The organism is Acinetobacter sp. ANC 5378, from assembly GCF_013004315.1.
Taxonomy (GTDB): Bacteria; Pseudomonadota; Gammaproteobacteria; order Pseudomonadales; family Moraxellaceae; genus Acinetobacter.
The window spans coordinates 16,074-37,643 of the sequence record NZ_JABERK010000043.1 but is presented as its reverse complement, the minus strand read 5'-3'; the positions used below and the strand labels follow the sequence as shown (position 1 = coordinate 37,643).

Here is a 21,570-nt window from a genome sequence, read left to right as displayed (position 1 = left end):
TAATTAAAGTTTCTCGGCTTTAGCAATAACTTCGTCAATACCACCAACCATATAGAACGCTTGTTCTGGAATGTGATCGTATTCACCAGCTAGAAGACCTTTAAAGCCACGAATCGTTTCTTTAAGAGATACTAATTTACCAGGCGCGCCAGTAAATACTTCAGCTACGTGGAACGGTTGAGAGAAGAAACGTTGGATTTTACGCGCACGGTAAACAACCAATTTATCTTCTTCAGCAAGCTCGTCCATACCCAAGATCGCGATGATGTCTTTAAGCTCTTTATAACGTTGCAATACATTCTGTACAGAACGTGCAATTTCATAATGCTCTTGACCAACAACTAACGGATCTAATTGGCGTGAAGTTGAGTCTAGTGGATCGATCGCTGGGTAAATACCACTTGACGCGATGTCACGGCTCAATACAACAGTTGCGTCTAAGTGAGCAAACGTTGTAGCAGGCGATGGATCTGTTAAGTCATCGGCAGGTACGTATACCGCTTGGATTGACGTAATAGAACCAGACTTAGTCGATGTAATACGTTCTTGAAGAACACCCATCTCTTCTGCAAGAGTCGGTTGGTAACCTACTGCAGATGGCATACGACCTAGAAGTGCAGACACTTCGGTACCAGCCAATGTGTAACGGTAAATGTTGTCAACGAACAACAATACGTCACGGCCTTTACCGTTTTCGTCTTTCTCGTCACGGAAGTATTCAGCCATAGTCAAACCAGTTAACGCTACGCGTAAACGGTTTCCTGGTGGCTCATTCATCTGACCGTAGACCATTGCTACTTTGTCTAGAACGTTAGAATCTTTCATTTCGTGATAGAAGTCATTACCTTCACGAGTACGCTCACCAACACCAGCAAACACAGATAAACCTGAGTGAGCTTTCGCGATGTTGTTGATCAATTCCATCATGTTTACGGTTTTACCAACACCGGCACCACCGAACAGACCAACTTTACCACCTTTAGCAAACGGGCAAAGTAAGTCGATGACTTTAATACCAGTTTCTAAAAGGTCAGTAGAAGCAGCTTGTTCAGCATAAGAAGGTGCTTGACGGTGAATCGGTAAACGCGCTTCAGTAGCAACAGGACCAGCTTCATCGATCGGGCGACCAAGAACGTCCATGATACGGCCTAGAGTCGCTGTACCTACAGGTACAGAAATCGGCGCACCAGTGTTAACTACGTTCAAACCACGCTTAAGGCCTTCAGTAGAACCCATTGCAATAGTACGAACTACGCCATCACCAAGTTGTTGCTGAACTTCTAAAGTAGTTTCAGTACCATCAACATGGAGAGCGTCATAGATCTTAGGAACGCTGTTGCGTTCAAACTCGACGTCGATAACCGCGCCGATGATCTGAATGATACGACCGCTATTCATTGCTGTCTCCTCAATTCAAAATAATGTTAAACGGCAGCGGCACCACCAACGATCTCAGAAATTTCCTGAGTAATCGCGGCTTGACGCAGCTTGTTATAAATAAGTTGTAGGCTCTTGATGATTTCACCCGCATTGTCGGTCGCAGCTTTCATTGCCACCATACGTGCAGATTGCTCACATGCGATGTTTTCAATCACACCCTGATACACCACAGACTCGATATAGCGAACCAACAAACCATTTAATAGCTCTTCAGCTTCTGGTTCATAGATATAATCCCAACCGTATGAACGGTTCAGATTCTCGCCTTCTTCAGCAGCTGCCAAAGGAACGAGTTGCTCAATCTTTTGATTTTGAGTCATGGCATTCACAAAGCCGTTTGATACAAGATAAATACGATCTAACTCGCCTTTATCAAATGCATCTAACATCACCTGTACAGAACCAGATAACTGTTCAAGACTTGGAGCATCACCCACTTGAGTGGTTGCACCAAGAACTTTACCGCCGTAGTTTTTAAAAAACGAAACCGCTTTTTGACCAATTAAAGCAAATTGAACTTCAATTGACTGCTCTTGTTGTTGCTGTACGTGTTTAACAACTTTCTTGAACAAGTTAATGTTCAAGCCACCTGCCAAACCACGATCTGAAGAAACAATGATATAGCCAACGCGTTTTACCGGACGTTCAACCATATAACGGTGTTTGTATTCAGGGTTCGCTTGTACCAAATGAGCAATTACACGGTGCATATTTTCGGCATACGGACGGCCTTGAGCCATGCGCTCTTGCGCACGACGCATTTTAGAAGCAGCCACCATTTGCATCGCGCGAGTAATCTTTTGCGTGCTCTTGATACTGGCTACTTTGGCGCGAATTTCTTTTAAATTTGCCATACGCTTAACCTAGTATTCGAAGGCTCTTTCAAGCCTCCGAAGGTTGATTCCGTGAACCAAACCGACTAGCTTTTAGCAATTGCTAAAATTAGTAAGTTTGAGTCGCTTTAAAGCTTTCAACACCTGCTTTGATAGCAGCTTCGATGTCTTTGTTGTAATCACCAGTTTCATCGATTTTTTGCATTAACGCAGCATGTTCTGAACGGAAGTAAGAGATCAACGCAGCATCAAAGTCTACGATTTTCTTCACTTCAACGTCAGCCATGTAGCCTTCGTTAGATGCATAAATTGAAACAGCTTGGTCAGCAATTGAGTAAGGAGCATATTGTTTTTGCTTCATTAACTCAGTTACACGTTGACCATGTTCAAGTTGTTTACGAGTTGCTTCATCAAGGTCAGAAGCGAACTGAGCAAACGCTGCCAATTCACGGTATTGAGCCAAAGCGGTACGGATACCACCAGACAATTTTTTGATGATCTTAGTTTGCGCAGAACCACCAACACGAGATACAGAGATACCCGCGTTCACAGCAGGACGAATACCTGCGTTGAATAATGATGTTTCTAAGAAGATCTGACCATCTGTAATCGAAATTACGTTAGTCGGTACGAATGCAGATACGTCACCCGCTTGAGTTTCAATAATCGGCAATGCAGTTAATGAACCAGTTTGGCCTTTAACTTCACCGTTAGTGAATTTCTCAACGTAGTCAGCAGATACACGAGAAGCACGTTCAAGTAGACGTGAATGTAGATAGAACACGTCACCTGGATACGCTTCACGACCTGGTGGACGGCGTAAAAGCAATGAAATTTGACGATACGCAACAGCTTGTTTAGACAAGTCATCATAAATGATTAACGCATCTTCACCACGGTCACGGTAGTATTCGCCCATTGTACAGCCAGAGTACGGAGCCAAATACAGCATTGCTGCTGGATCAGATGCACCTGCTGCTACAACAGTGGTATACGCCATAGCGCCAGTTTCTTCTAGCTTGCGCACAACGTTAGCGATAGTCGATTGTTTTTGACCAATAGCTACGTATACACATTTAATGCCAGAATGTTTCTGAGCGATGATCGCATCGATCGCCATTGCTGTTTTACCAGTTTGACGGTCACCAATGATCAACTCACGTTGACCACGGCCTACAGGGATCATTGTATCTACTGATTTATAACCAGTTTGTACAGGTTGATCCACTGATTGACGCCAAATTACGCCTGGTGCTACTTTTTCAACAGCATCAGTTAATTTTGCATCAATAGGGCCTTTACCATCAATTGGGTTACCCAAAGCATCTACGACACGGCCTAAAAGTTCTGGACCAACCGGAACTTCTAATACACGACCTGTGCAACGCGCTTTTTGACCTTCTTGAAGGTTTAAGTAGTTACCTAAAACAACGACGCCCACTGAATCCTGTTCTAGGTTCAGTGCCATACCAAATAAGCCGCCGTCGAATTCGATCATTTCACCGTACATTGCATCAGCAAGGCCGTGAATACGCACAATACCGTCGGAAACCATAACAATGGTCCCTTCGTTCTTAGCGGTCGCGCTGGTGTCCAGATCGCCGATACGCTGTTTAATGAGCGCACTGATCTCGGATGGATTCAGTTGTTGCATTGCGCTATACCTCAATCTTTTTTAAGTTCAGTCTTCTTATATGCAATTAAGCAAGAAGACGAGTCCGCATTTTTTCAAGCTTGTTAAGTGCAGAGTCATCTATCACTTGGTCGCCTGCACGAATAACAACACCTGCGATTAACGCCGGATTAACTTCTACAGTTACATTTACAGCAGCGTTAAATTTTTTCTCTAACGCTTGAGCAAGTAATTGTTCTTGTACAGAAGTCACAGGGAATGCTGATTCAATCACAACATCCACAGTATTGTTATTCTGTGATTTGAGTAGTTCGTATTCTGCTTCAATTTCAGGTAACAACGCTAAACGATCGTTGTCTGCAAGAAGAGTCAAAAAGTTTGACACTTCTTGAGTTTGATTCTCACCTAAAACTTTTGCAAAAACACTTACCTGCTCAGCAGGAGTAAGCTCAGGGCGATTCAAATAAGCGGAAAATGCTTCGTCTTGCACCGCAGCACTGAGCACTTGTAACACATTCGACCAATTGTCAGTTGCACCTTGCTCAGAAGCGAAAGCAAATGCTGCTTTTGCGTACGGGCGTGCCAACGTCAAGAGTTCAGCCATAATCGCCTCGCTTAAAGTTTAGCAGCCAGCTGAGTAAGCATGGCATTGTGAGCTTCCGCATCAACTTGCTGGTTCAGAATTTTTTCTGCACCAGTAACTGCCAAGGCAGCAACTTGTTGACGTAATTCTTCGCGTGCAGCATTGATTTCAGTATCAACAGTTTCTTTCGCCTGTTGACGGATACGCTCACCTTCAGCAGCTGCTTGGGTACGCGCTTCTTCGATCAATTGTGCACCACGACGGTTCGCTTGTTCGATCAATTGAGCCGCTTGTGCTTTTGCCGCATCTAATTCAGCTTTCACTTGAGCTTGCGCATCGGCAAGGTCAGCTTTTGCTTTTTCAGCAGCATTTAGCCCATCAGCGATACGACGCTGACGTTCACTAATCGCATTGATTAGTGGTGGCCATACAAACTTCATGCAGAATGCGACAAACATCGCAAATGCAATTGCTTGGCCAATCAATGTGAGGTTGATATTCATAGCTATTCCTCAATAGTTTAATTTAGGAATTAAGCTGATTAACCTACAAATGGATTAGCGAAGATGAAGAACAAGCCAATACCAACACCGATCATAGGCACAGCATCAAGAAGACCTGCGATTAAGAACATACGAGTTTGAAGTTGTGGAGCCAATTCTGGTTGACGAGCAACAGCTTCAAGGAAACGGCCGCCTAAAAGACCAAAACCAATCGCAGTACCTAAAGCACCAAAAGCGATCAAGATAGCAGATGCAATTGCAACTAGACCTAAAGTGAGTTCCATGATAATTCCTCAGAGGTTAGGTTTTATACCAAATTAAGTTAGAAAACTGTACCCAACCATCTCGTGATAGTCAGGCAATACCATTAATGTTTTTCGCTAGCCATACTCAAGTATACGATAGTTAGCATCATGAAAATGAATGCTTGTAGCGTAATAACAAGAATGTGGAAGATCGCCCAAGGCACAGACAACGCCCACTGGATCCAGAACGGTAATAACGCGATGAGGATGAAGATTAACTCACCTGCATACATGTTACCGAAAAGTCGGAGAGCCAATGAAACTGGACGTGCAAGGAAGGTTACCAATTCCAAAATTAAGTTCACTGGAATAAGCAACGCTTTTGCAACTGGGTTACTTGGATTGAACGGGTTAAGTGCCAATTCGCCAACAAAACCACCAATACCCTTTTCACGGATACTGTAGAACAGGATTAAAACAAATACAGACAATGACATACCAAGGGTAATGTTAGGGTCAGTAGATGGAACAATCTTGAAGTAAACGTGGTGAGGGTCCATACCAAACACGTTTGCACCAATCAATTGAGCTGTATACGGGATAAAGTCAACTGGGATCAAGTCCATTGCGTTCATGAGGAAAATCCACACGAAAATGGTCAATGCAAGTGGTGCAATTAAGCGTGATTTGCCATGGAAAGTGTCGCGAACACTTGAGTCAACAAACTCAATGATCATTTCAATTGCAGACTGGAACTTGGTAGGAACACCAGAGTTTGCAGCTTTCGCTACGCACCAGAACAACAAACAGAAAATCACACCAAGCGTGATTGACCAACCCATTGAATCCAAGTGAATAGCAGTGAACCCCATCTGTTGAGCTTCATCAGCAGTCTCAGCCAATTTCCAAGAACCATCCGGCATTTTGCCATAGGTTAAATTGGTCAAGTGATGCTTGATATACTCGGTCGAAGTAAGCGCATGTTCTTCAGCAGCCATAAATCACACCTGGTCAATGTCAAATACTAAATAGAGTGAACGAACATCGCGTGCTGCCTGATATCTCGTCCATCTCCTAAAAAACTTTTCAATTTTTTGTTGTGCTTAAACCCGTTTTTGTAGACGTGACGCCAAAAAAGGGGCGACCCACGACATGGCTTGAACGAGGATAAAACCACAAAACAACGCCACCGCTGACAACGGTTTAACGTTACTTAAAATTAAAATGAAACCAACGATCACAATTGCAAACTTGCCCATCAAGCCTCTATACATGTTCGAAAGAACCTGCTTTGAAGCTCGCGCACCTGCGGCTCGAAACGATTGCCAAGAAAAATAACAACTTGCAAGCCAACACACCAACGCACCAAGTGCGGCGCTGTAGGCTGCAGTCGAGTCTTTCAGGACCCACGCTATCAAGGCTGAAACAGGGATCATGCATGCTTGTAAGATGACCAAAGCTTTCGCTAATCGTCGATCAATCATGCGACTAGTTCGGCTCATTATTTATTCACTCACAGCATTCATGCTTGACAAGTTTAGCTGATGATCGTTTTTAATCGCAGGCATTATAGAGTTACACCCCTGAACATGCAATCTTTTCCCGACCTAAGTCTGGTTTTTTTCAACGATTAAGTTGCTTTCATACTAATCAATAGTTGTTTATTTTTTGTATTACTTTCGTGCATTTAGCACACAGTTATGGGTTTGCTCGGCAAGTTTTTTCCAAGCCAGCACAAAATCCCCTGCCCCACCCATGCTTTCGTCTACTGCCTGAAAGGTAATCGGATTCAATTTCTGGTATTGATTTTTACTGGCATGCCCTTCAGCCAACAGGCACATTTTGCGACTCGGACGGCTATCATTTAGGTATTTAATTTGCGCCATCGTCGGTGCGACATGCGGATCATCGGTCAATGCACCGGCAAATTTCAAATTTAAGGCACGTTCTAAATATTGATACGCATCGTGATATGCCCAGTAGGTCTTTGCAGATGAATTGGTATTATATTGTTGTGCAGTCTGCAACATCGCTTGTGCAAAGCGCTTGGCATTGGCCCAATAGGTATCTTTATATTCGGGTAATTGCTGTGAACGCAGGGCTGCAATAAAAAAGCCAATCCGCACCGCATTGTTAGGATCTAGCCACACATGCGTATCTACCGTATTGTTCAACGGCACACCACGGGTAGTACGCTGAGGTAAGGTTTGCACGATACCGGAATCTAAAATAGAAATGGCTTTAGGATTATCAGACAACAGCTTATTCAATGGGGCTTCATGTGCCTTGCCCAACCAGATCACCAGTGATGCATCCAGGATAGCTTTGCGATGTGCTGGCGTAAGCGTGACATCGTGTCCGGTTTGATCCGCCAATAACAGTACAGGCTTTTCAACCCCTTGCGTGATTTCTTCAGCAATAAGATAAATTGGATGCGTAGAGACCACTAAACTTTGTGACCAGCTTAAGGTGGTGAATAAAGCAAGCGCACAAAATGCAAAGAAACGGGACATGAAAGAAGATCACTAAATTTTCAACAGGTGTTATAATATAACAAATAGACAAAAATACCTACGGCTAATCGAAACGGGTATCGCTTCATGTTAAGATTTAATGTCCATTTGTTTTTATAAATTTCGCACTTGAGGTTGGCTATGAGCTTATGTTCGCACGAACATCACAATGCATTACATGGCGTACATGACCATCATAATGTCGAAACACGACTGGCTGAAGCTGAAAGCCTCTGTGCGGCAACTGGCGCACGTTTAACACCGTTACGTAAAGAAGTATTAGGTCTGATTTTAAATGCCACAGGTCCAATGGGTGCATATGACTTATTGGCTAAAATTAAAAGTGATTCCGACCGCCCTGCTGCTCCACCGACAGTTTATCGCACTTTAGACTTTTTATTGGAAAAAGGCTTAATCCACCGTTTAACTTCTATTAATGCTTACATTCCATGTTGTCATCCGCGTGAAGGACATCAGGCTGCATTTTTAATTTGTACCCATTGCAAGAATGTGACAGAAGCTTCTGCACAGGGTTTATTAACACAATTAGATGCGCTTTCAGCATCTGATCAATTTACTGCACATCACAGTATTATTGAAATTTCTGGGATATGTCAGCAGTGCCGCAACAAACAGTAACAGCTCACACACTGATTGCCTTAGACAAAATCAGTGTACGTATCGATGAGCGTGACATTTTAAAGAATGTCGATTTCGCCTTACATGAGCGAGAAATTGTCACGTTGATTGGTCCGAATGGCGCAGGGAAATCTACCCTGATTAAAGTCTTGCTAGGGATTGTGAAAGCCAATTCAGGCAAAATTCATAGTCATAAAAAATTAAAATTTTCTTATGTGCCGCAAAAGTTTAATCCGTCGCATAGCTTGCCTTTACGGGTACAAGACTTATTGGCCTTAGAAAAATGCGATGCGGATAGAAAAGCAGAAATTATTTGCGATACCGGCATTACTAAACTCCAAGATTCTAAAGTACAACAACTATCGGGTGGTGAACGACAACGTGTTTTGTTGGCACGTGCTTTACTGCGTCAACCCGATGTACTGGTTCTGGATGAACCGATGCAAGGTTTAGATATTCAATCAGAAGCTGAACTGTACGAATATGTAAGAAGCTTGCCAATAAAATATGGCTGTGCCGTGTTAATGGTATCGCACGACCTGCAATGGGTCATGCAGGGTACGCACCGCGTGGTGTGTTTAAATAAACACATCTGCTGCAGCGGTTTACCTGAAAATGTGCAAAAGCATCCAGAGTATCAAGCCATTTTTGGTACCAATCGCGTTTTCTATCAGCATCATCACGAGCATTGTGCGCACGGTGACAGTGCAACCCCGTGCCAGCATGATCCTCGTCCTCATATTCACCCAGAACCGGAAGCTTAAGCCATGATGGAATGGTTACAAATATTGTTACCTGCATGGACCATGGGAACGCTACTGGTGTTTCTGACTGCTCCGCTGGGTTGTTTAATGTTATGGCGACGAATGTCTTTTTTTGCGGACACCATGGCACACGGTACTTTACTGGGTGTTGCGATTGCCGGTGCTTTAAGCCTCCCACTTTGGTTAGGCGTGACCTTTTTGGCATTCTTGTTGGTCGGTATTTTATGGGTCCTGCATGACCCTCGCCTGCCCAATGATGCTTTGCTGGCACTCTGTTCAGCCACCCTACTCTGTTCAGGCTTATTGTTTATCCAGCATATTCCAAGTTTAAGACCCGAACTGCTCAGCTATCTTTTTGGCGATCTGCTGCAAATTTCATGGTCCGATCTCCCAATGTTTGCTTTTGTGATTATTGCCGCTTTAGCTGTGCTGTATAAAAACTGGCAAGCACAGATTCAAATTGCAATTGACCCTGATATGGCAATAAGTGAAGGCGTGAATGCCAAATGGCAACGTCTGGTGTTTATGTTGTTATTGGCACTCTTTACCGTGTTGGCTTTACGTGCGGTAGGTTCATTGTTGATGGGTGCTTTACTGGTTATTCCAGCATTAACTGCACGACTTCTGGCAAACTCACCTAAACAGATGGTGGTTTGGGCTTTTGTGATTGCTCAAATCGGGATTAGTGTAGGTTTATGGTCAAGTGTAGGTTTAGACACATCGACAGGCTTAACAATTGTGCTCACCATGGCGATTTTGTTTGCAGTGATTTTTACAGTGCAGAAAGTGAAGAAGTTGGCTTAGTCTTTCCTTTATATATCGATCATTCTTTTAAGATGCATTTATTTTCTAACAGCCTCTCCTTATAAGGAGAGGCAAAACAATCTTTACTGATTACTGATGTACCAAGCTAAGTAATCCCGCTGCACAGCTAAACAAGACCGCAAAAGTCCGGTTCATATATTTTTGCTGTTTAGGGGATTTCAATACGCGTAAAACTTTGGCTGCAAGCCCTGTATAACCCGCCATCACGATCAGATCAATCGTGACCATGGTTACCGCCATAATCAGATACTGAATCCATTGTGGTTTGGATAAATCTAAAAACTGCGGCAATACCGCCAGTAAAAATACAATCGCTTTGGGATTACTCATATTGACCAGGAAGCCATGCAAGATTAGTTTAGCAATTGATTTATTCGGTTGTTCCTGTTGAATCTCAATCGACTGAGTCGGTGCTTTCCATTGTAAATAAGCCAAATACAATAAATACAACACACCAAACCATTTCACTACCAGAAAAGCCCAAGGCGTCGTTGCAAATAACACCCCTACTCCGGCTGCGACAATCCCAATTTGCACCAACAATGCGAGTTGCAAACCTAAAGCATTCCAGTAGCCACGGCGAAAACCATAGTTTAAACCACTCGACATTGAAGCGATTGCACCTGCACCAGGAGAAATGCTAATCACCCAACACGCCAGCATATACGCCAGCCAAACTTGGTAAGACATAAAATATAAGGATATAGAAATATGGAAGTATTATATGACTTTTCATCTTTTAGAAGCTTTAAAAATCAACTATCAAAATAAAACTTTGGGCTATTCACTCAGGCAGTGATGAGGCACAATAAAGCCAGCCACGTATTTTATAAAAATTGTTAGGAGCCATGTATGACTGCCCAATCTGTAATTTTACCATTACCATCAGATCATGCTCGGTTTATTGTTTTACGTTTAAAAGACTTAACGATTAATGAGTTAAAAGAAAAGCTTGCAGATTTATTTACTACACGTGATCGTTTAATCACACAGCATCCTAACGCACAAATTAAAACGGGTGTAGCGTTTGGTCCTGAGCTTTGGGCAAAACTCTATAATCAACCCCCTGAAGGTTTTAAACAATTGGAACCCATCCACGGTTCATTTCAAATGCCTGTTGTCCCTGCTGATATTTTAATTCATGTTGCATCTCAACGCACTGACATTTGTTTTGCATTAAGCCAATCTTTCTTTGAAGGTATTCAAGATAAAGTTGAAGTGCTGGATGAACGGGTATGTTTCCGCAATTTTGACGGTCGTGACCTCACAGGTTTTATTGATGGTACTGAAAACCCTCAATTCCCAGATGACCGTGCCGAAGTCGCTTTACTCGGTGAAGATGCAGGCATTTTTGCTGATGGTTCATTCGTCTTTGCACAACGCTATGCGCATAACTTGGCAAAATGGAAACAATTAAAAGTCGATGCACAAGAAAATGTGATTGGTCGAACTAAATTAGAATCTATTGAACTGGATGATGAGGTTAAACCTAAAAATGCCCACATTGCCCGTGTGGTGATTGAAGATGATGAAGGCGAAGAAATGGAAATTTTACGTCACTCTCTTCCTTATGGGGATGGTAAAGGTGACCAAGGTTTGTTCTTTATTGCGTATACCAAGAACTTAGAAATTATTGATCATATGTTGCAACACATGTTTGGTACAACTGGCGACGGTATTCATGATCGCCTGCTTCACTTTGTAACTCCAGTTGATGGTGCTTATTACTTTGTACCAAGTGAGGAGTTGCTGGAAAAGGTTTTGGCATAATAATAAAGTTAGAAATAGCTTATTAAGCTATTTCTAACTTTTTAATGGTTCAATATATAAATTAATTATATTTTTCTAAAAATAATATTCTTTCTTTAGTCATATCGATTTGACATTGCATAGCATCAAAATGACTTTCTCTTCCATAATTTTTTTCATCTGCTACACATGTTGATTCCTTAAGCTTGATCCATTCTCGTTGAGAGTTTTTTAATTTATTTTTTTTTTAAGAATATTATTTTAATAAGTGGCTGCATTCTAGGAAATGTTGTTTTTTTAGTCTAGTGAGTTTTTTGTTAATTTTATGAAAAAGCGGCATTCACTTAAATTGATCAGATGAGTTTAAAAATGCAGAGATTAAATTAGACTTTTATTTTTCAGTTCCTGTCTTGCTGCTACACTGAAAAGAATAACAATATTCAAGAGTTCGGGTCATGATTAACCTCCATTCCAAACTACCCGCGCAAGGGGTCACCATTTTTAGTGTGATGACTGCAATGGCACATCGCCTGAATGCCTTAAATCTCTCTCAAGGGTTTCCCGATTTTGCAGCCCCTCCTGCGCTGTTAAAAGCGTTAAGCCAAGCTGCTTTGGATGGCTTTAATCAATATGCCCCAAGTGATGGACTGATTTCGCTACGTGAACAATTAGCACATCAATTTTTAAAACGCGATCAACTGGTGATTGATCCTGTCACGGAAATCACCATTACCCCCGGGGCAACCATCGGGATTTTTTGCACGATTCAGGCACTCATTCATGCCGGTGATGAAGTCATTATTTTTGACCCCAGCTACGACAGTTATGCTCCAAGTGTGCAACTGGTGGGTGGCAAAGCCATTCATATTCCTCTGGTTGCACCCAAGTTTTCCGTGAACTGGAATCAGGTTAAAGATGCCATCAACGACAAGACCCGAATGATCATTGTGAATACTCCTCACAACCCTAGCGGTGCAATTTGGTCACGTCAGGACTGGTTAAATTTAATTGAACTGATTCGTGACAAGAATATTGTAGTGCTGTCCGATGAAGTCTATGAACATCTGGTTTTTGATGGTCAAAAGCACTATTCGGCGCTGTCTTTCCCTGAATTGCGTGACCGTAGCATTGTGGTCGGTTCCTTTGGTAAAACCTTTCATGTCACGGGCTGGAAAACCGGGTACTGCATCGCATCGCCTGAACTGATGAAACTATTTAGACAGGTTTATCAATTTGTCAGTTTTTGTGGTGTCACTCCAATACAGATGGCACTGGCGACTTTTATGCAGCAGCATCCTGAACATATTGAACAACTTGCCGACTTTTATCAGGATAAACGCGATCTGTTTAATTCAGGCATTCGCAACTCACGCTTTTATTTTACCCCGTCGCAAGGGACCTATTTCCAGAACCTAAATTACAGTGCCATTCGCCCCGATTTAAACGATGTCGAGATGTGTAAATTTCTAGCTGAGCATCATGGCATTGTGGCGATTCCTGTTTCCGTTTTTTACCAGCAAGCGCCCGAAAATTTACGTTTAATTCGTTTTTGTTTTGCCAAAAAAGATGAAACCTTAGAACAGGCATCTGCCATTTTATCTGCTGTTTAAGTTGATGATTTATTCGTAAGTTTAAGCCTTAGTTACTTAACAACTAAGGCTTTTTTAAGCGAACTCAGGTAGTGTAATTTTAAATCTGAAAAATGATAAAAATACCTTTACAGGACGTTCCATGCCTCATCATCAATCACTGCTCGATCAACAAAACTTATGGAAAACATTTTTAGTTTTTCTGTGGCCGTTGATTGCCACCAATATTTTACAAAACCTTTCAGGCACGATTAATACCGTTTTTGTGGGGCAAATGATGGGGGTGAATGCGATTGCTGCCGTGGCGGTATTCTTCCCGATTTTGTTCTGTCTGCTGGCTTTTGTGATTGGTCTTTCAGCAGGTGCAACCGTATTGATTGGACAAGCTTGGGGGGCGAAAAATATTGAAAAAGTCCGTTTTGTCGTCGGTTCGACCCTGTTTATGACTTTAATTGGCGGCAGTATTATTGCCCTGTTCGGGGTGCTTTTTGCTGAACATATTTTGCTTGCCTTAGGCACAGATCCTGATGTTATGCATCTGTCATTGCCTTATGTACAGTGGATGCTTGCCGGCAGTCCCTTGCTGTTTATTTATATTATTTATACTTCAATTTTACGCGGTGTCGGTGACAGCACTACCCCGCTGATTGCATCCGGCATGACCATTTTGATAGGCGTACTGATTACCCCTGTGCTGATTGCGGGGTATTTCGGCTTTCCGAAAATGGGCATTGTTGCACCTGCCATTGCCACCATTGTCGGTTACCTTGCTGTACTGATCTTTTTAGCCGTGTATTTAAATAAAAAAGATCATCCACTTAAGCCTGACCGTCATCTGCTCAGTCATATTCGCCATCAACGTGAACTCAGTATAATCATTCTACGTTTGGGCATTCCAACAGGGGTTCAAATGGTGACGACATCCGTTGCTGGCTTAGTCATTGTCGGCTTGGTGAATCGTTATGGTTCTCATGCAACTGCAGCTTATGGTGCAGTCAATCAGGTGCTGAACTATATTCAATTTCCCGCTCTGTCTATTTCTATTGCAGCGTCGATTTTTGCCGCACAAGCCATTGGTGCAGGAAAATCGGAACTCCTGAACAAAGTCACGCGTACCGCACTGGGTATGAATATCGTCATTACCGGTGGACTGGTGGCTTTGGCTTATCTGTTCTCAAAATATCTGATGGCACTGTTTATCATTGACCCGACGGTGGTTGTACTTGGACAGCAACTTTTATTTATTGTGTTGTGGTCGATTATTTTCTTTGGTGCGAGTGCCATTTTTGCTTCAATCATGCGTGCCAGTGGTACCGTGACTGTTCCCATGATCATCAATATTGCTGCCATTATTGGCATTGAAGTGCCGTGCGCCTATTTGTTCAGCCAATGGTGGGGCTTGCAAGGCATCTGGTATGCCTATGCCCTGGCCTTTGTCTGCTTATGTATTCTACAAGGTCTGTATTATCAGTTTGTGTGGAAGAAAAAAACCGTTAATGCGTTAATTTAAAAATCACTGTTCTTTGCAAAAGCCACTTCAAAAGGCTGATTGATACAATCTATTTTCCTTATCCCATATAGCTGATAAGGATTTAATTTTATCGTATTTTCCAAGCTTCTGATTCCTTGTTATAACCCTGTAAAAATGAATGATTACAATAGGGTATGACCATGTCGAAACGACAAATTAAACTGGGTGCTTTTATTCCCACCACCTCACAGCACGCAGCAGGCTGGCGTCACCCGCAGTCTCGTCCACACGATCATTTAAGCATTGATTACGCAATTGAACTGGCGAAAACTGCTGAAAAAGGTTTATTCGATGCCTATTTTCTTGCCGATGGCTTATCGGTAAATTGGAGTCATGGCGCTTCCAAAAGCAAGCAAAGTATTGGTTATAGTGACAAGGTGGTTGGTTTTGAACCGGTAACCTTATTTGCAGCCATTGCTGCCGTGACCAAAAATATCGGCTTTATTGCCACTGCCTCAACCACCTATGAAGAGCCGTACCTTTTGGCACGTAAATTTGCCTCTTTAGATCATATCAGCAAAGGTCGTGCGGCATGGAATGTGGTGACCACCATTTCAGCTGATACGGCACGCAACTTCGGCTTTAGTGCCCATCCGGATGCAAAAGTTCGTTATGAACGTGCCGATGAATTTATTGAAGTGACGCAAAAACTTTGGGATTCCTGGGAAGATGATGCATTCATTTACAATAAGGAAAGCGGTCAGTTCTTTGATGCCAGTAAACAACATGAACCACTGCATACAGGCAAATATTTTAATGTACAAGGTTCATTGAATGTCCCTCGCCCACCGCAAGGTTATCCGGTGATTGTCCAAGCCGGCCAATCCGAAGATGGTCGTGAACTGGCTGCAAAATATGCCGAAGTCATTTTTACCGCACAACAAAATTTGGATGATGCACAAGCCTTCTACCGGGATGTGAAAGCACGTTTAAGCAAATACGGTCGCCATGCCGATGACTTAAAAATCATGCCGGGCGTATCCATTTTCGTGGCAAAAACCGAACAGGAAGCCCAAGAAAAATATCAATTATTAAACAGTCTGATTCACCCAGATGTCGGTCTAGGTTTATTGTCAGGTCTGGCAGGCCATATCGATTTATCCAAATTTGACCTGGATGCCCCGTTCCCGAAACTGGAAGAAGCCGACATCAACTTCTCTAGCCGCCAGCAAATGATGATTGAGATTGCCCAAAAGCACCATTTCAGCATTCGCCAGCTGTATGAATATATTGCCTCGGCACGGGGTCACTGGACTTTAATTGGTACACCTGAACAGGTGGTGGACCAACTGCAAAACTGGTTTGAAAATGAAGCCGCTGATGGTTTTAATGTGCTGCCGCCTTCGACCCCGGCAGGCCTGAATGATTTTGTTGAGTTTATTGTGCCTGAATTACAGCGTCGCGGCCTGTTCCGTACTGCATATGAAGGAAGCACTTTGCGTGAAAATCTAGGTTTAAAGCGTCCTGAAAACCAGTATGTACTGGCACGACAACAAGCGCAGGCATCTTAATCCAAGAACGATTTTAAATGCCCTTCGGGGCATTTTTTTATGCCACTTTTTAAATATCACACCATTTTGATTTATCTAAAAAATAGCATAACAACAGAGATTGCCCCTTTTCATTCAATAGCTCGCTTTTCATATAAGCACTGCATTTTTTCTACTGTCTGATTTAAAACAAAGCAGCGTCTTTAGTGTTCATTCTCAAACACATAAAAAATTATTCATCCTATATTATTGTTTTAATTGTATTTTTTAATTGGCATACATCTTGAAATATGGACTGTTGAGAAAAATACAAACCATAGGATAAAACAATGTCAAAACGTCAAATTAAACTGGGTGCCTTTATTCCCGCGACCGCTCAACATGCTGCAGGCTGGCGTCATCCTGAATCTCGCCCTCAAGACCACTTGAATATTGATTACATCATCGAACTCGCAAAAACTGCAGAAAAGGGTTTATTTGATGCTTACTTTTTAGCAGATGGCTTATCCGTTCGTTGGGGCTCGGCAATTGAAGGTGAATTGGGTTTAGGGGATAAAGGCGTCGGCTTTGAACCGGTGACCTTGTTTGCTGCGCTGTCTGCAGTGACCAAAAATCTGGGCTTTATTGCGACCGCATCAACCACCTATGAAGACCCGTATCTATTGGCACGTAAATTTGCTTCACTAGATCACATTTCTAAAGGTCGTGCAGCATGGAATGTGGTGACTACAGCCTCACCCGATACCGCGCGTAACTTCGGCCTAGAACAACATCCTGATCCTAAAACACGTTATGAACGCGCGGATGAATTTATCGAAGTGACGCAAAAACTTTGGGATTCTTGGGAAGATGATGCCTTTATTTACAACAAGGAAAGTGGTCAATTTTTCCATGCTGATAAAATCCATGAACCTCAACATAGCGGTAAATATTTTAGTGTTCAAGGACCATTAAATATCTCTCGCCCACCGCAAGGTTATCCGGTGATTGTACAAGCAGGACAATCGGAAGATGGCCGCGAACTTGCCGGAAAATATGCTGAGGTGATCTTTACCGCTCAACAAAACCTAGCGGATGCACAAGAATTTTACCGCGATGTCAAAAGCCGTCTATTGAAATATGGTCGTCACCCAGATGACTTAAAAATCATGCCGGGTGTTTCTATTTTCGTGGCTAAAACTGAACAAGAAGCGCAAGAAAAATACCAACTATTAAATAGCTTAATTCATCCAAAAGTCGGTTTAAGTTTACTGTCAGGTTTATCGGGCGGAATCAATTTAGAAAAATATGACCTGGATGCCCCGTTCCCGAAACTTGAAGATGCCGATATTAACTTCTCCAGCCGTCAACAAATGATGATTGATATTGCGCGTAAGCATAATTTCAGCATTCGCCAACTGTATGAATATATTGCATCAGCACGTGGTCACTGGACTTTGATCGGCACACCTGAACAGGTGGTCGATCAACTGCAACAATGGTTTGAAAATGAAGGCGCGGATGGTTTTAATATTTTGCCACCGACCACCCCTGCCGGTCTGAATGACTTTGTCGAATTTATTGTGCCGGAATTACAACGTCGTGGCTTGTTCCGTACCGAATATGAAGGCAAAACTTTACGTGAAAACTTAGGTTTAAAACGTCCAGAAAACCAGTATGTTTTGGCACGTCAGCGAGTGAAAGCCTCTTAATTTAAAACCAGTTGAATATCCCTCCTTGCTGAGGGATTTTTTATGTCGAATCATCTTTGAATAGACATAAAAAAACCCACTTTACGCAGGCTTTTGGATAAAAAATACAGCCAAATTACCAGGCAAATTGATAATCTGAAAACTTCGCTGGCTGTTTGTTATTGTGTAATTGGTCTTTTAAGGGATCACTAAAATCCAGCAAAATATTATTTTTAATATTATGCAAACGCACATCTTCACGTTTACGTGGATGCGCAACCGGTACATCCACAATGCGTTTAATTCGACCCGGATGCGGCTGCATCACCACCACGCGATCCCCTAAAAATACCGCTTCTTCAACGTCATGGGTCACAATCACCATGGTGATTTTTTCTGCCTGCCAAATCCGCTGCAATTCATCCTGCAGGTTCTGGCGGGTTAAGGCATCCAGTGCACCAAACGGCTCATCCAGAAATAAAATTTCCGGACGATTCACCAGACTTCGCGCAATGGCCACGCGCTGGTTCATGCCGCCTGAAAGCTGCGATGGATAAGCATCTTTAAACTTGGTCAATTTAACCAGTTCTAAATGTTCATCAATGATGAGATCTTCTTCGGCACGGCTTAAATTGCTTTGATGCAATGCAATGCGAATATTTTCTGTCACACTTAACCACGGGAAAAGACGATGGTCTTGAAATACAATTCCGCGGTTTAAACTGGTGCCAAAAATCTTTTTGCCATCCACCTGGATCTGGCCTTGATAGCTGTTTTCCAGTCCAACCAACAAGCGTAATAGTGTAGATTTTCCACAGCCACTGCTGCCGACAATACTAATAAATTCACCCGGCTGAATGTCTAAATTAATATCATCCAGCACGGTTAATGCTTCATCATTTTGCGTCGGATAGGTTTTGCTGAGTTGCTGAATGGATACATGGCCGGTCTGTTGCTGTGTCATCTCTCAATTTTCCTGTAAAGCTTGAAGCCATGGCGAATTAAAGCTTCGCCAATGACACTTCCGTCGATTTGATTAACACCACCACTTCAGAACCCACTTTAAGATCGAGGTCTTTGACTGAACGGGTACTAATAATTGAAGTAAAAAGACCGGCTTTGGTTTCCACATTGACTTCTGAAACAACGTCACCTTCTAATACTTCTTGAATAACGCCTTTAAATTGGTTACGTACGTTAACGGCTGTGATTGTCATTATAATTACTCTGTGTTTATGATGTTATTAATATAAAATACTTTTGGCTGATCATTTATCTCGATTTAATATTTAGTTATGCGTGCTTTATTTATCTGTTTAAAATATATATTTATCAAAAAGCATTTATGCAGCAAAACAGATAATTAAATATCGTTTTATTATTTATTTTTCGATATTAAATATTTCATGATGAGTTCAATTTTTATAATGAAGCAAATCCTATGTCTATATTAACGCATCCTAGCGTCAGTCAGACGGTTCGCTACGAACGTGCAAGAGCGACCGTCTTTGAAGATCCCCTGTCAAAGGCGCTACTGGAGCGCATTAAACAAATTGCGCCAAGTGATGCCAATGCCTTGATTATTGGCGAAACCGGTACCGGTAAGGAGTTGGTGGCCAGACAAATTCACGCCTTGAGTCACCGTGCCAAAGGTCCTTTTATTGCGGTCAATTGCGGTGCTTTAACCGAATCCTTGGCGGAAAGCGAGTTATTCGGCCATGAAAAAGGCGCCTTTACCGGTGCGATTCATCAGCGCATTGGCTGGTTTGAGGCCGCGCATAATGGCACCTTATTTCTAGATGAAATTGGTGATTTGTCTCTGTCTATGCAGGTGAAATTACTGCGCATTTTACAAGAACGTGAGATTGTTCGGGTCGGTTCACTCAAGCCGATTCGGATTAACGTACGGATTATTGCCGCGACCAATGTCGATCTTGAAAAAGCCGTGCTGGAAGGCAAATTCCGTGAGGATTTATTTTACCGTCTATATGTCGCTCTGCTACGTATTCCAAAGCTTTCAGAGCGTCGTGATGACATTTTACCCTTGGCTAAATTCTTTGTAGAACGCTATCAAACCGATCCGCATGCCACACCGTTACGTATCAGTCCACTGTCAGTTAAAAAGCTGTTACAACATCGTTGGCCAGGCAATATTCGTGAACTGGAAAACACCATTCATCATGCAGTTTTGGTCAGTCAGAATGGTGTGATTGAACCGGATGATATTCGCTTCTCAAACCTGTTACATAGCCGCAGCAAAGGACAAAATCCAGGTACACGACAAAACGATTTAGATATATCCGCATTACCGGAAATTTTGGCCAATGCGGATGCTGAAAAATTATTACAATCCACCTTTCAACATTTGTTTCAAGCCTCGCAGCAATTACCACAACTGAATATCAATGAATTGATTGAAGAACAATTTATTCGCAGTGCTTACACTTACTGCGAATACAATCAGGTGCATACTGCACGCTTGCTTGGCGTGACACGAAATGTGATTCGCACGCGTTTAATGAAATATGCATTATTATAATTGAATGTATTTTTTAAAAAATAAATCAGAAACTACATTAAAAAACACATAATTTATTTTAGATTTTTATTTTAATTCAAACTAAAAATTTAATATTCTATTTATTTTATAGCTCATATACTTATTATTTTAGTAAACATAAAAAAGCAGTGAATCAACACTGCTTTTTTACATCCTTATATTATTCCGATGGATTACGTTTCCAAGAAGTAAAGTATTTTTCAAGCCCAATCAGAATATAGTTAAATGATAGACCGACCAAGGTAATCACTAAAATCCCGACAAACATTTGCGGAATTTCAAAACTGAACTGTGAATACATAATCAGATAACCCAGTCCGGCTTTGGCACCAAACATTTCTACTGCCACCAAAGCCAGGATCGAGATCGCACCGGCCAGACGGATACCGACAAATATGGTCGGGACAGAAGCGAGTAAAATCACTTTACGGAACAGTTGATAGGGTTTTAAGCCCATGGTCCGTGCGGATTTAATCAGTAGTGGATCAACCGTTTGTACGCCGGTAATGGTATTTAAAAGAATTGGCCAGGTGCAGGCATAGACCAGTAAACTGATTTTAGAGGCTTCGCCAATGCCTAAAAATAAAATAAACAACGGCATTAAGGCCAACGCCGTGGTGTTACGAAACAGTTCCAACAATGGGTTTAAAGTTTCTGCAACCAGTTTGTACCAACCAATCACCAATCCGAGTGGAATGGCAATGGCTAAGGCCAAAACAAAACCAATAATCGAACGTTGAATACTGGCGCTAAAATGCGTGCCCAGTTGCCCACTTTGATAGAGCTGCCATGCCGTATCCAGGACGACCGACAACGGCGGTAAAAATGCAGGACTGACCACACCTAAGCGTGGCAAACTTTCCCAAACTAATAAAAATAATATGATGGCAATGCTGCGTTTAAAAATGGTGTTGAGCCACGTGAGTTGTAGTCGCGGTTTTGCCGCGCTATAGGTTTCGCTATGTGCGATAACCTGTTGAGTCGATGACATGATGAATAATCC

At 42.3% G+C, this 21,570-nt stretch carries 22 protein-coding genes and 1 pseudogene; 9 read left to right on the top strand and 14 right to left on the bottom strand.

Annotated elements, in window-relative coordinates:
• Positions 1-3 precede the first annotated feature (3 nt).
• The 9 genes from atpD to HLH16_RS09570 all read right to left on the bottom strand — a co-directional run bounded on the left by atpD (position 4) and on the right by HLH16_RS09570 (position 7,750).
• A complete protein-coding gene (atpD, locus tag HLH16_RS09610; protein ID WP_131290513.1) occupies positions 4-1,398 on the bottom strand; it encodes a F0F1 ATP synthase subunit beta in 1,395 nt (464 codons plus the stop codon).
• A 26-nt stretch (positions 1,399-1,424) separates the two neighbouring features.
• Complete coding sequence (atpG, locus tag HLH16_RS09605) at positions 1,425-2,294, bottom strand: F0F1 ATP synthase subunit gamma (protein ID WP_131290517.1); 870 nt, start codon at positions 2,292-2,294, stop codon at positions 1,425-1,427.
• 88 nt (positions 2,295-2,382) lie between these two features.
• Complete coding sequence (atpA, locus tag HLH16_RS09600; RefSeq protein WP_131290520.1) at positions 2,383-3,927, bottom strand: F0F1 ATP synthase subunit alpha; 1,545 nt, start codon at positions 3,925-3,927, stop codon at positions 2,383-2,385.
• Positions 3,928-3,973: 46 nt separating this feature from the next.
• Positions 3,974-4,510, bottom strand: a complete 537-nt coding sequence (locus HLH16_RS09595; protein ID WP_086193904.1) for a F0F1 ATP synthase subunit delta — start codon at positions 4,508-4,510, stop codon at positions 3,974-3,976.
• An 11-nt stretch (positions 4,511-4,521) separates the two neighbouring features.
• A complete protein-coding gene (locus HLH16_RS09590; protein WP_131290525.1) occupies positions 4,522-4,992 on the bottom strand; it encodes a F0F1 ATP synthase subunit B in 471 nt (156 codons plus the stop codon).
• 38 nt (positions 4,993-5,030) lie between these two features.
• On the bottom strand, positions 5,031-5,276 hold the full coding sequence (gene atpE, locus HLH16_RS09585) for a F0F1 ATP synthase subunit C (protein ID WP_000424060.1): 246 nt from the start codon (positions 5,274-5,276) through the stop codon (positions 5,031-5,033).
• Positions 5,277-5,359: 83 nt separating this feature from the next.
• Positions 5,360-6,235, bottom strand: coding sequence for a F0F1 ATP synthase subunit A (gene atpB, locus HLH16_RS09580; protein ID WP_004649569.1), 876 nt, complete (start codon positions 6,233-6,235; stop codon positions 5,360-5,362).
• Between the two features lie 105 nt (positions 6,236-6,340).
• Positions 6,341-6,739: an ATP synthase subunit I gene (locus HLH16_RS09575; RefSeq protein WP_131290529.1), complete on the bottom strand. Its 399-nt coding sequence runs from the start codon at positions 6,737-6,739 to the stop codon at positions 6,341-6,343.
• 171 nt (positions 6,740-6,910) lie between these two features.
• Positions 6,911-7,750, bottom strand: coding sequence for a metal ABC transporter solute-binding protein, Zn/Mn family (locus HLH16_RS09570; RefSeq protein WP_131290532.1), 840 nt, complete (start codon positions 7,748-7,750; stop codon positions 6,911-6,913).
• Between the two features lie 141 nt (positions 7,751-7,891).
• On the opposite strand from HLH16_RS09570, the gene HLH16_RS09565 reads away from it, so the two are divergent.
• Genes HLH16_RS09565 through znuB form a run of 3 tightly spaced genes read left to right on the top strand, consistent with a single transcriptional unit; the run spans position 7,892 to position 9,957 of the window.
• A complete protein-coding gene (locus HLH16_RS09565) occupies positions 7,892-8,389 on the top strand; it encodes a transcriptional repressor (RefSeq protein WP_131290535.1) in 498 nt (165 codons plus the stop codon).
• Entirely contained in the window at positions 8,362-9,153 is a 792-nt protein-coding gene (znuC, locus tag HLH16_RS09560) for a zinc ABC transporter ATP-binding protein ZnuC (protein WP_131290538.1), read from the top strand. The genes HLH16_RS09565 and znuC overlap by 28 nt, the downstream gene beginning before the upstream one ends.
• Positions 9,154-9,156: 3 nt before the next feature.
• Complete coding sequence (znuB, locus tag HLH16_RS09555; protein WP_131290541.1) at positions 9,157-9,957, top strand: zinc ABC transporter permease subunit ZnuB; 801 nt, start codon at positions 9,157-9,159, stop codon at positions 9,955-9,957.
• Positions 9,958-10,047: 90 nt separating this feature from the next.
• Here the strand turns inward: znuB and HLH16_RS09550 are convergent, their stop codons facing one another.
• Positions 10,048-10,668, bottom strand: coding sequence for a LysE family transporter (locus HLH16_RS09550; protein ID WP_131290544.1), 621 nt, complete (start codon positions 10,666-10,668; stop codon positions 10,048-10,050).
• A gap of 162 nt (positions 10,669-10,830) precedes the next feature.
• Between HLH16_RS09550 and HLH16_RS09545 the strand changes: the two genes are divergently transcribed.
• Positions 10,831-11,748 carry a Dyp-type peroxidase gene (locus tag HLH16_RS09545; RefSeq protein ID WP_171529138.1) on the top strand — a complete coding sequence of 306 codons (918 nt, stop codon included), beginning with the start codon at positions 10,831-10,833 and terminating at the stop codon, positions 11,746-11,748.
• 61 nt (positions 11,749-11,809) lie between these two features.
• Here HLH16_RS09545 and HLH16_RS15770 read toward each other — a convergent pair.
• Positions 11,810-11,959 (bottom strand): annotated as a pseudogene (locus HLH16_RS15770) (lysozyme inhibitor LprI family protein); the annotation flags it as partial.
• A 223-nt stretch (positions 11,960-12,182) separates the two neighbouring features.
• On the opposite strand from HLH16_RS15770, the gene HLH16_RS09535 reads away from it, so the two are divergent.
• The 4 genes from HLH16_RS09535 to HLH16_RS09520 all read left to right on the top strand — a co-directional run bounded on the left by HLH16_RS09535 (position 12,183) and on the right by HLH16_RS09520 (position 18,028).
• Positions 12,183-13,337, top strand: a complete 1,155-nt coding sequence (locus tag HLH16_RS09535; RefSeq protein ID WP_131290550.1) for a methionine aminotransferase — start codon at positions 12,183-12,185, stop codon at positions 13,335-13,337.
• A 121-nt stretch (positions 13,338-13,458) separates the two neighbouring features.
• Positions 13,459-14,826, top strand: coding sequence for an MATE family efflux transporter (locus HLH16_RS09530; RefSeq protein WP_131290554.1), 1,368 nt, complete (start codon positions 13,459-13,461; stop codon positions 14,824-14,826).
• A 161-nt stretch (positions 14,827-14,987) separates the two neighbouring features.
• A complete protein-coding gene (locus HLH16_RS09525) occupies positions 14,988-16,358 on the top strand; it encodes an LLM class flavin-dependent oxidoreductase (protein ID WP_131290557.1) in 1,371 nt (456 codons plus the stop codon).
• Positions 16,359-16,666: 308 nt separating this feature from the next.
• Positions 16,667-18,028, top strand: coding sequence for an LLM class flavin-dependent oxidoreductase (locus tag HLH16_RS09520; RefSeq protein ID WP_131290560.1), 1,362 nt, complete (start codon positions 16,667-16,669; stop codon positions 18,026-18,028).
• Between the two features lie 115 nt (positions 18,029-18,143).
• Here HLH16_RS09520 and HLH16_RS09515 read toward each other — a convergent pair whose 3' ends face one another.
• Both HLH16_RS09515 and HLH16_RS09510 read right to left on the bottom strand, forming a co-directional pair.
• Positions 18,144-18,971, bottom strand: a complete 828-nt coding sequence (locus HLH16_RS09515; RefSeq protein ID WP_131290563.1) for an ABC transporter ATP-binding protein — start codon at positions 18,969-18,971, stop codon at positions 18,144-18,146.
• 37 nt (positions 18,972-19,008) lie between these two features.
• Positions 19,009-19,224: a TOBE domain-containing protein gene (locus HLH16_RS09510; protein WP_131290566.1), complete on the bottom strand. Its 216-nt coding sequence runs from the start codon at positions 19,222-19,224 to the stop codon at positions 19,009-19,011.
• 224 nt (positions 19,225-19,448) lie between these two features.
• Here HLH16_RS09510 and HLH16_RS09505 point away from each other — a divergent pair, with 224 nt between their 5' ends.
• Positions 19,449-20,546, top strand: a complete 1,098-nt coding sequence (locus HLH16_RS09505) for a sigma-54 interaction domain-containing protein (protein ID WP_131290569.1) — start codon at positions 19,449-19,451, stop codon at positions 20,544-20,546.
• Between the two features lie 181 nt (positions 20,547-20,727).
• Here the strand turns inward: HLH16_RS09505 and HLH16_RS09500 are convergent, their stop codons facing one another.
• The gene (locus HLH16_RS09500; RefSeq protein WP_131290572.1) at positions 20,728-21,558 is read right to left on the bottom strand and encodes an ABC transporter permease; all 831 of its coding nucleotides are present in this window, start codon (positions 21,556-21,558) and stop codon (positions 20,728-20,730) included.
• Positions 21,559-21,570 lie beyond the last annotated feature (12 nt).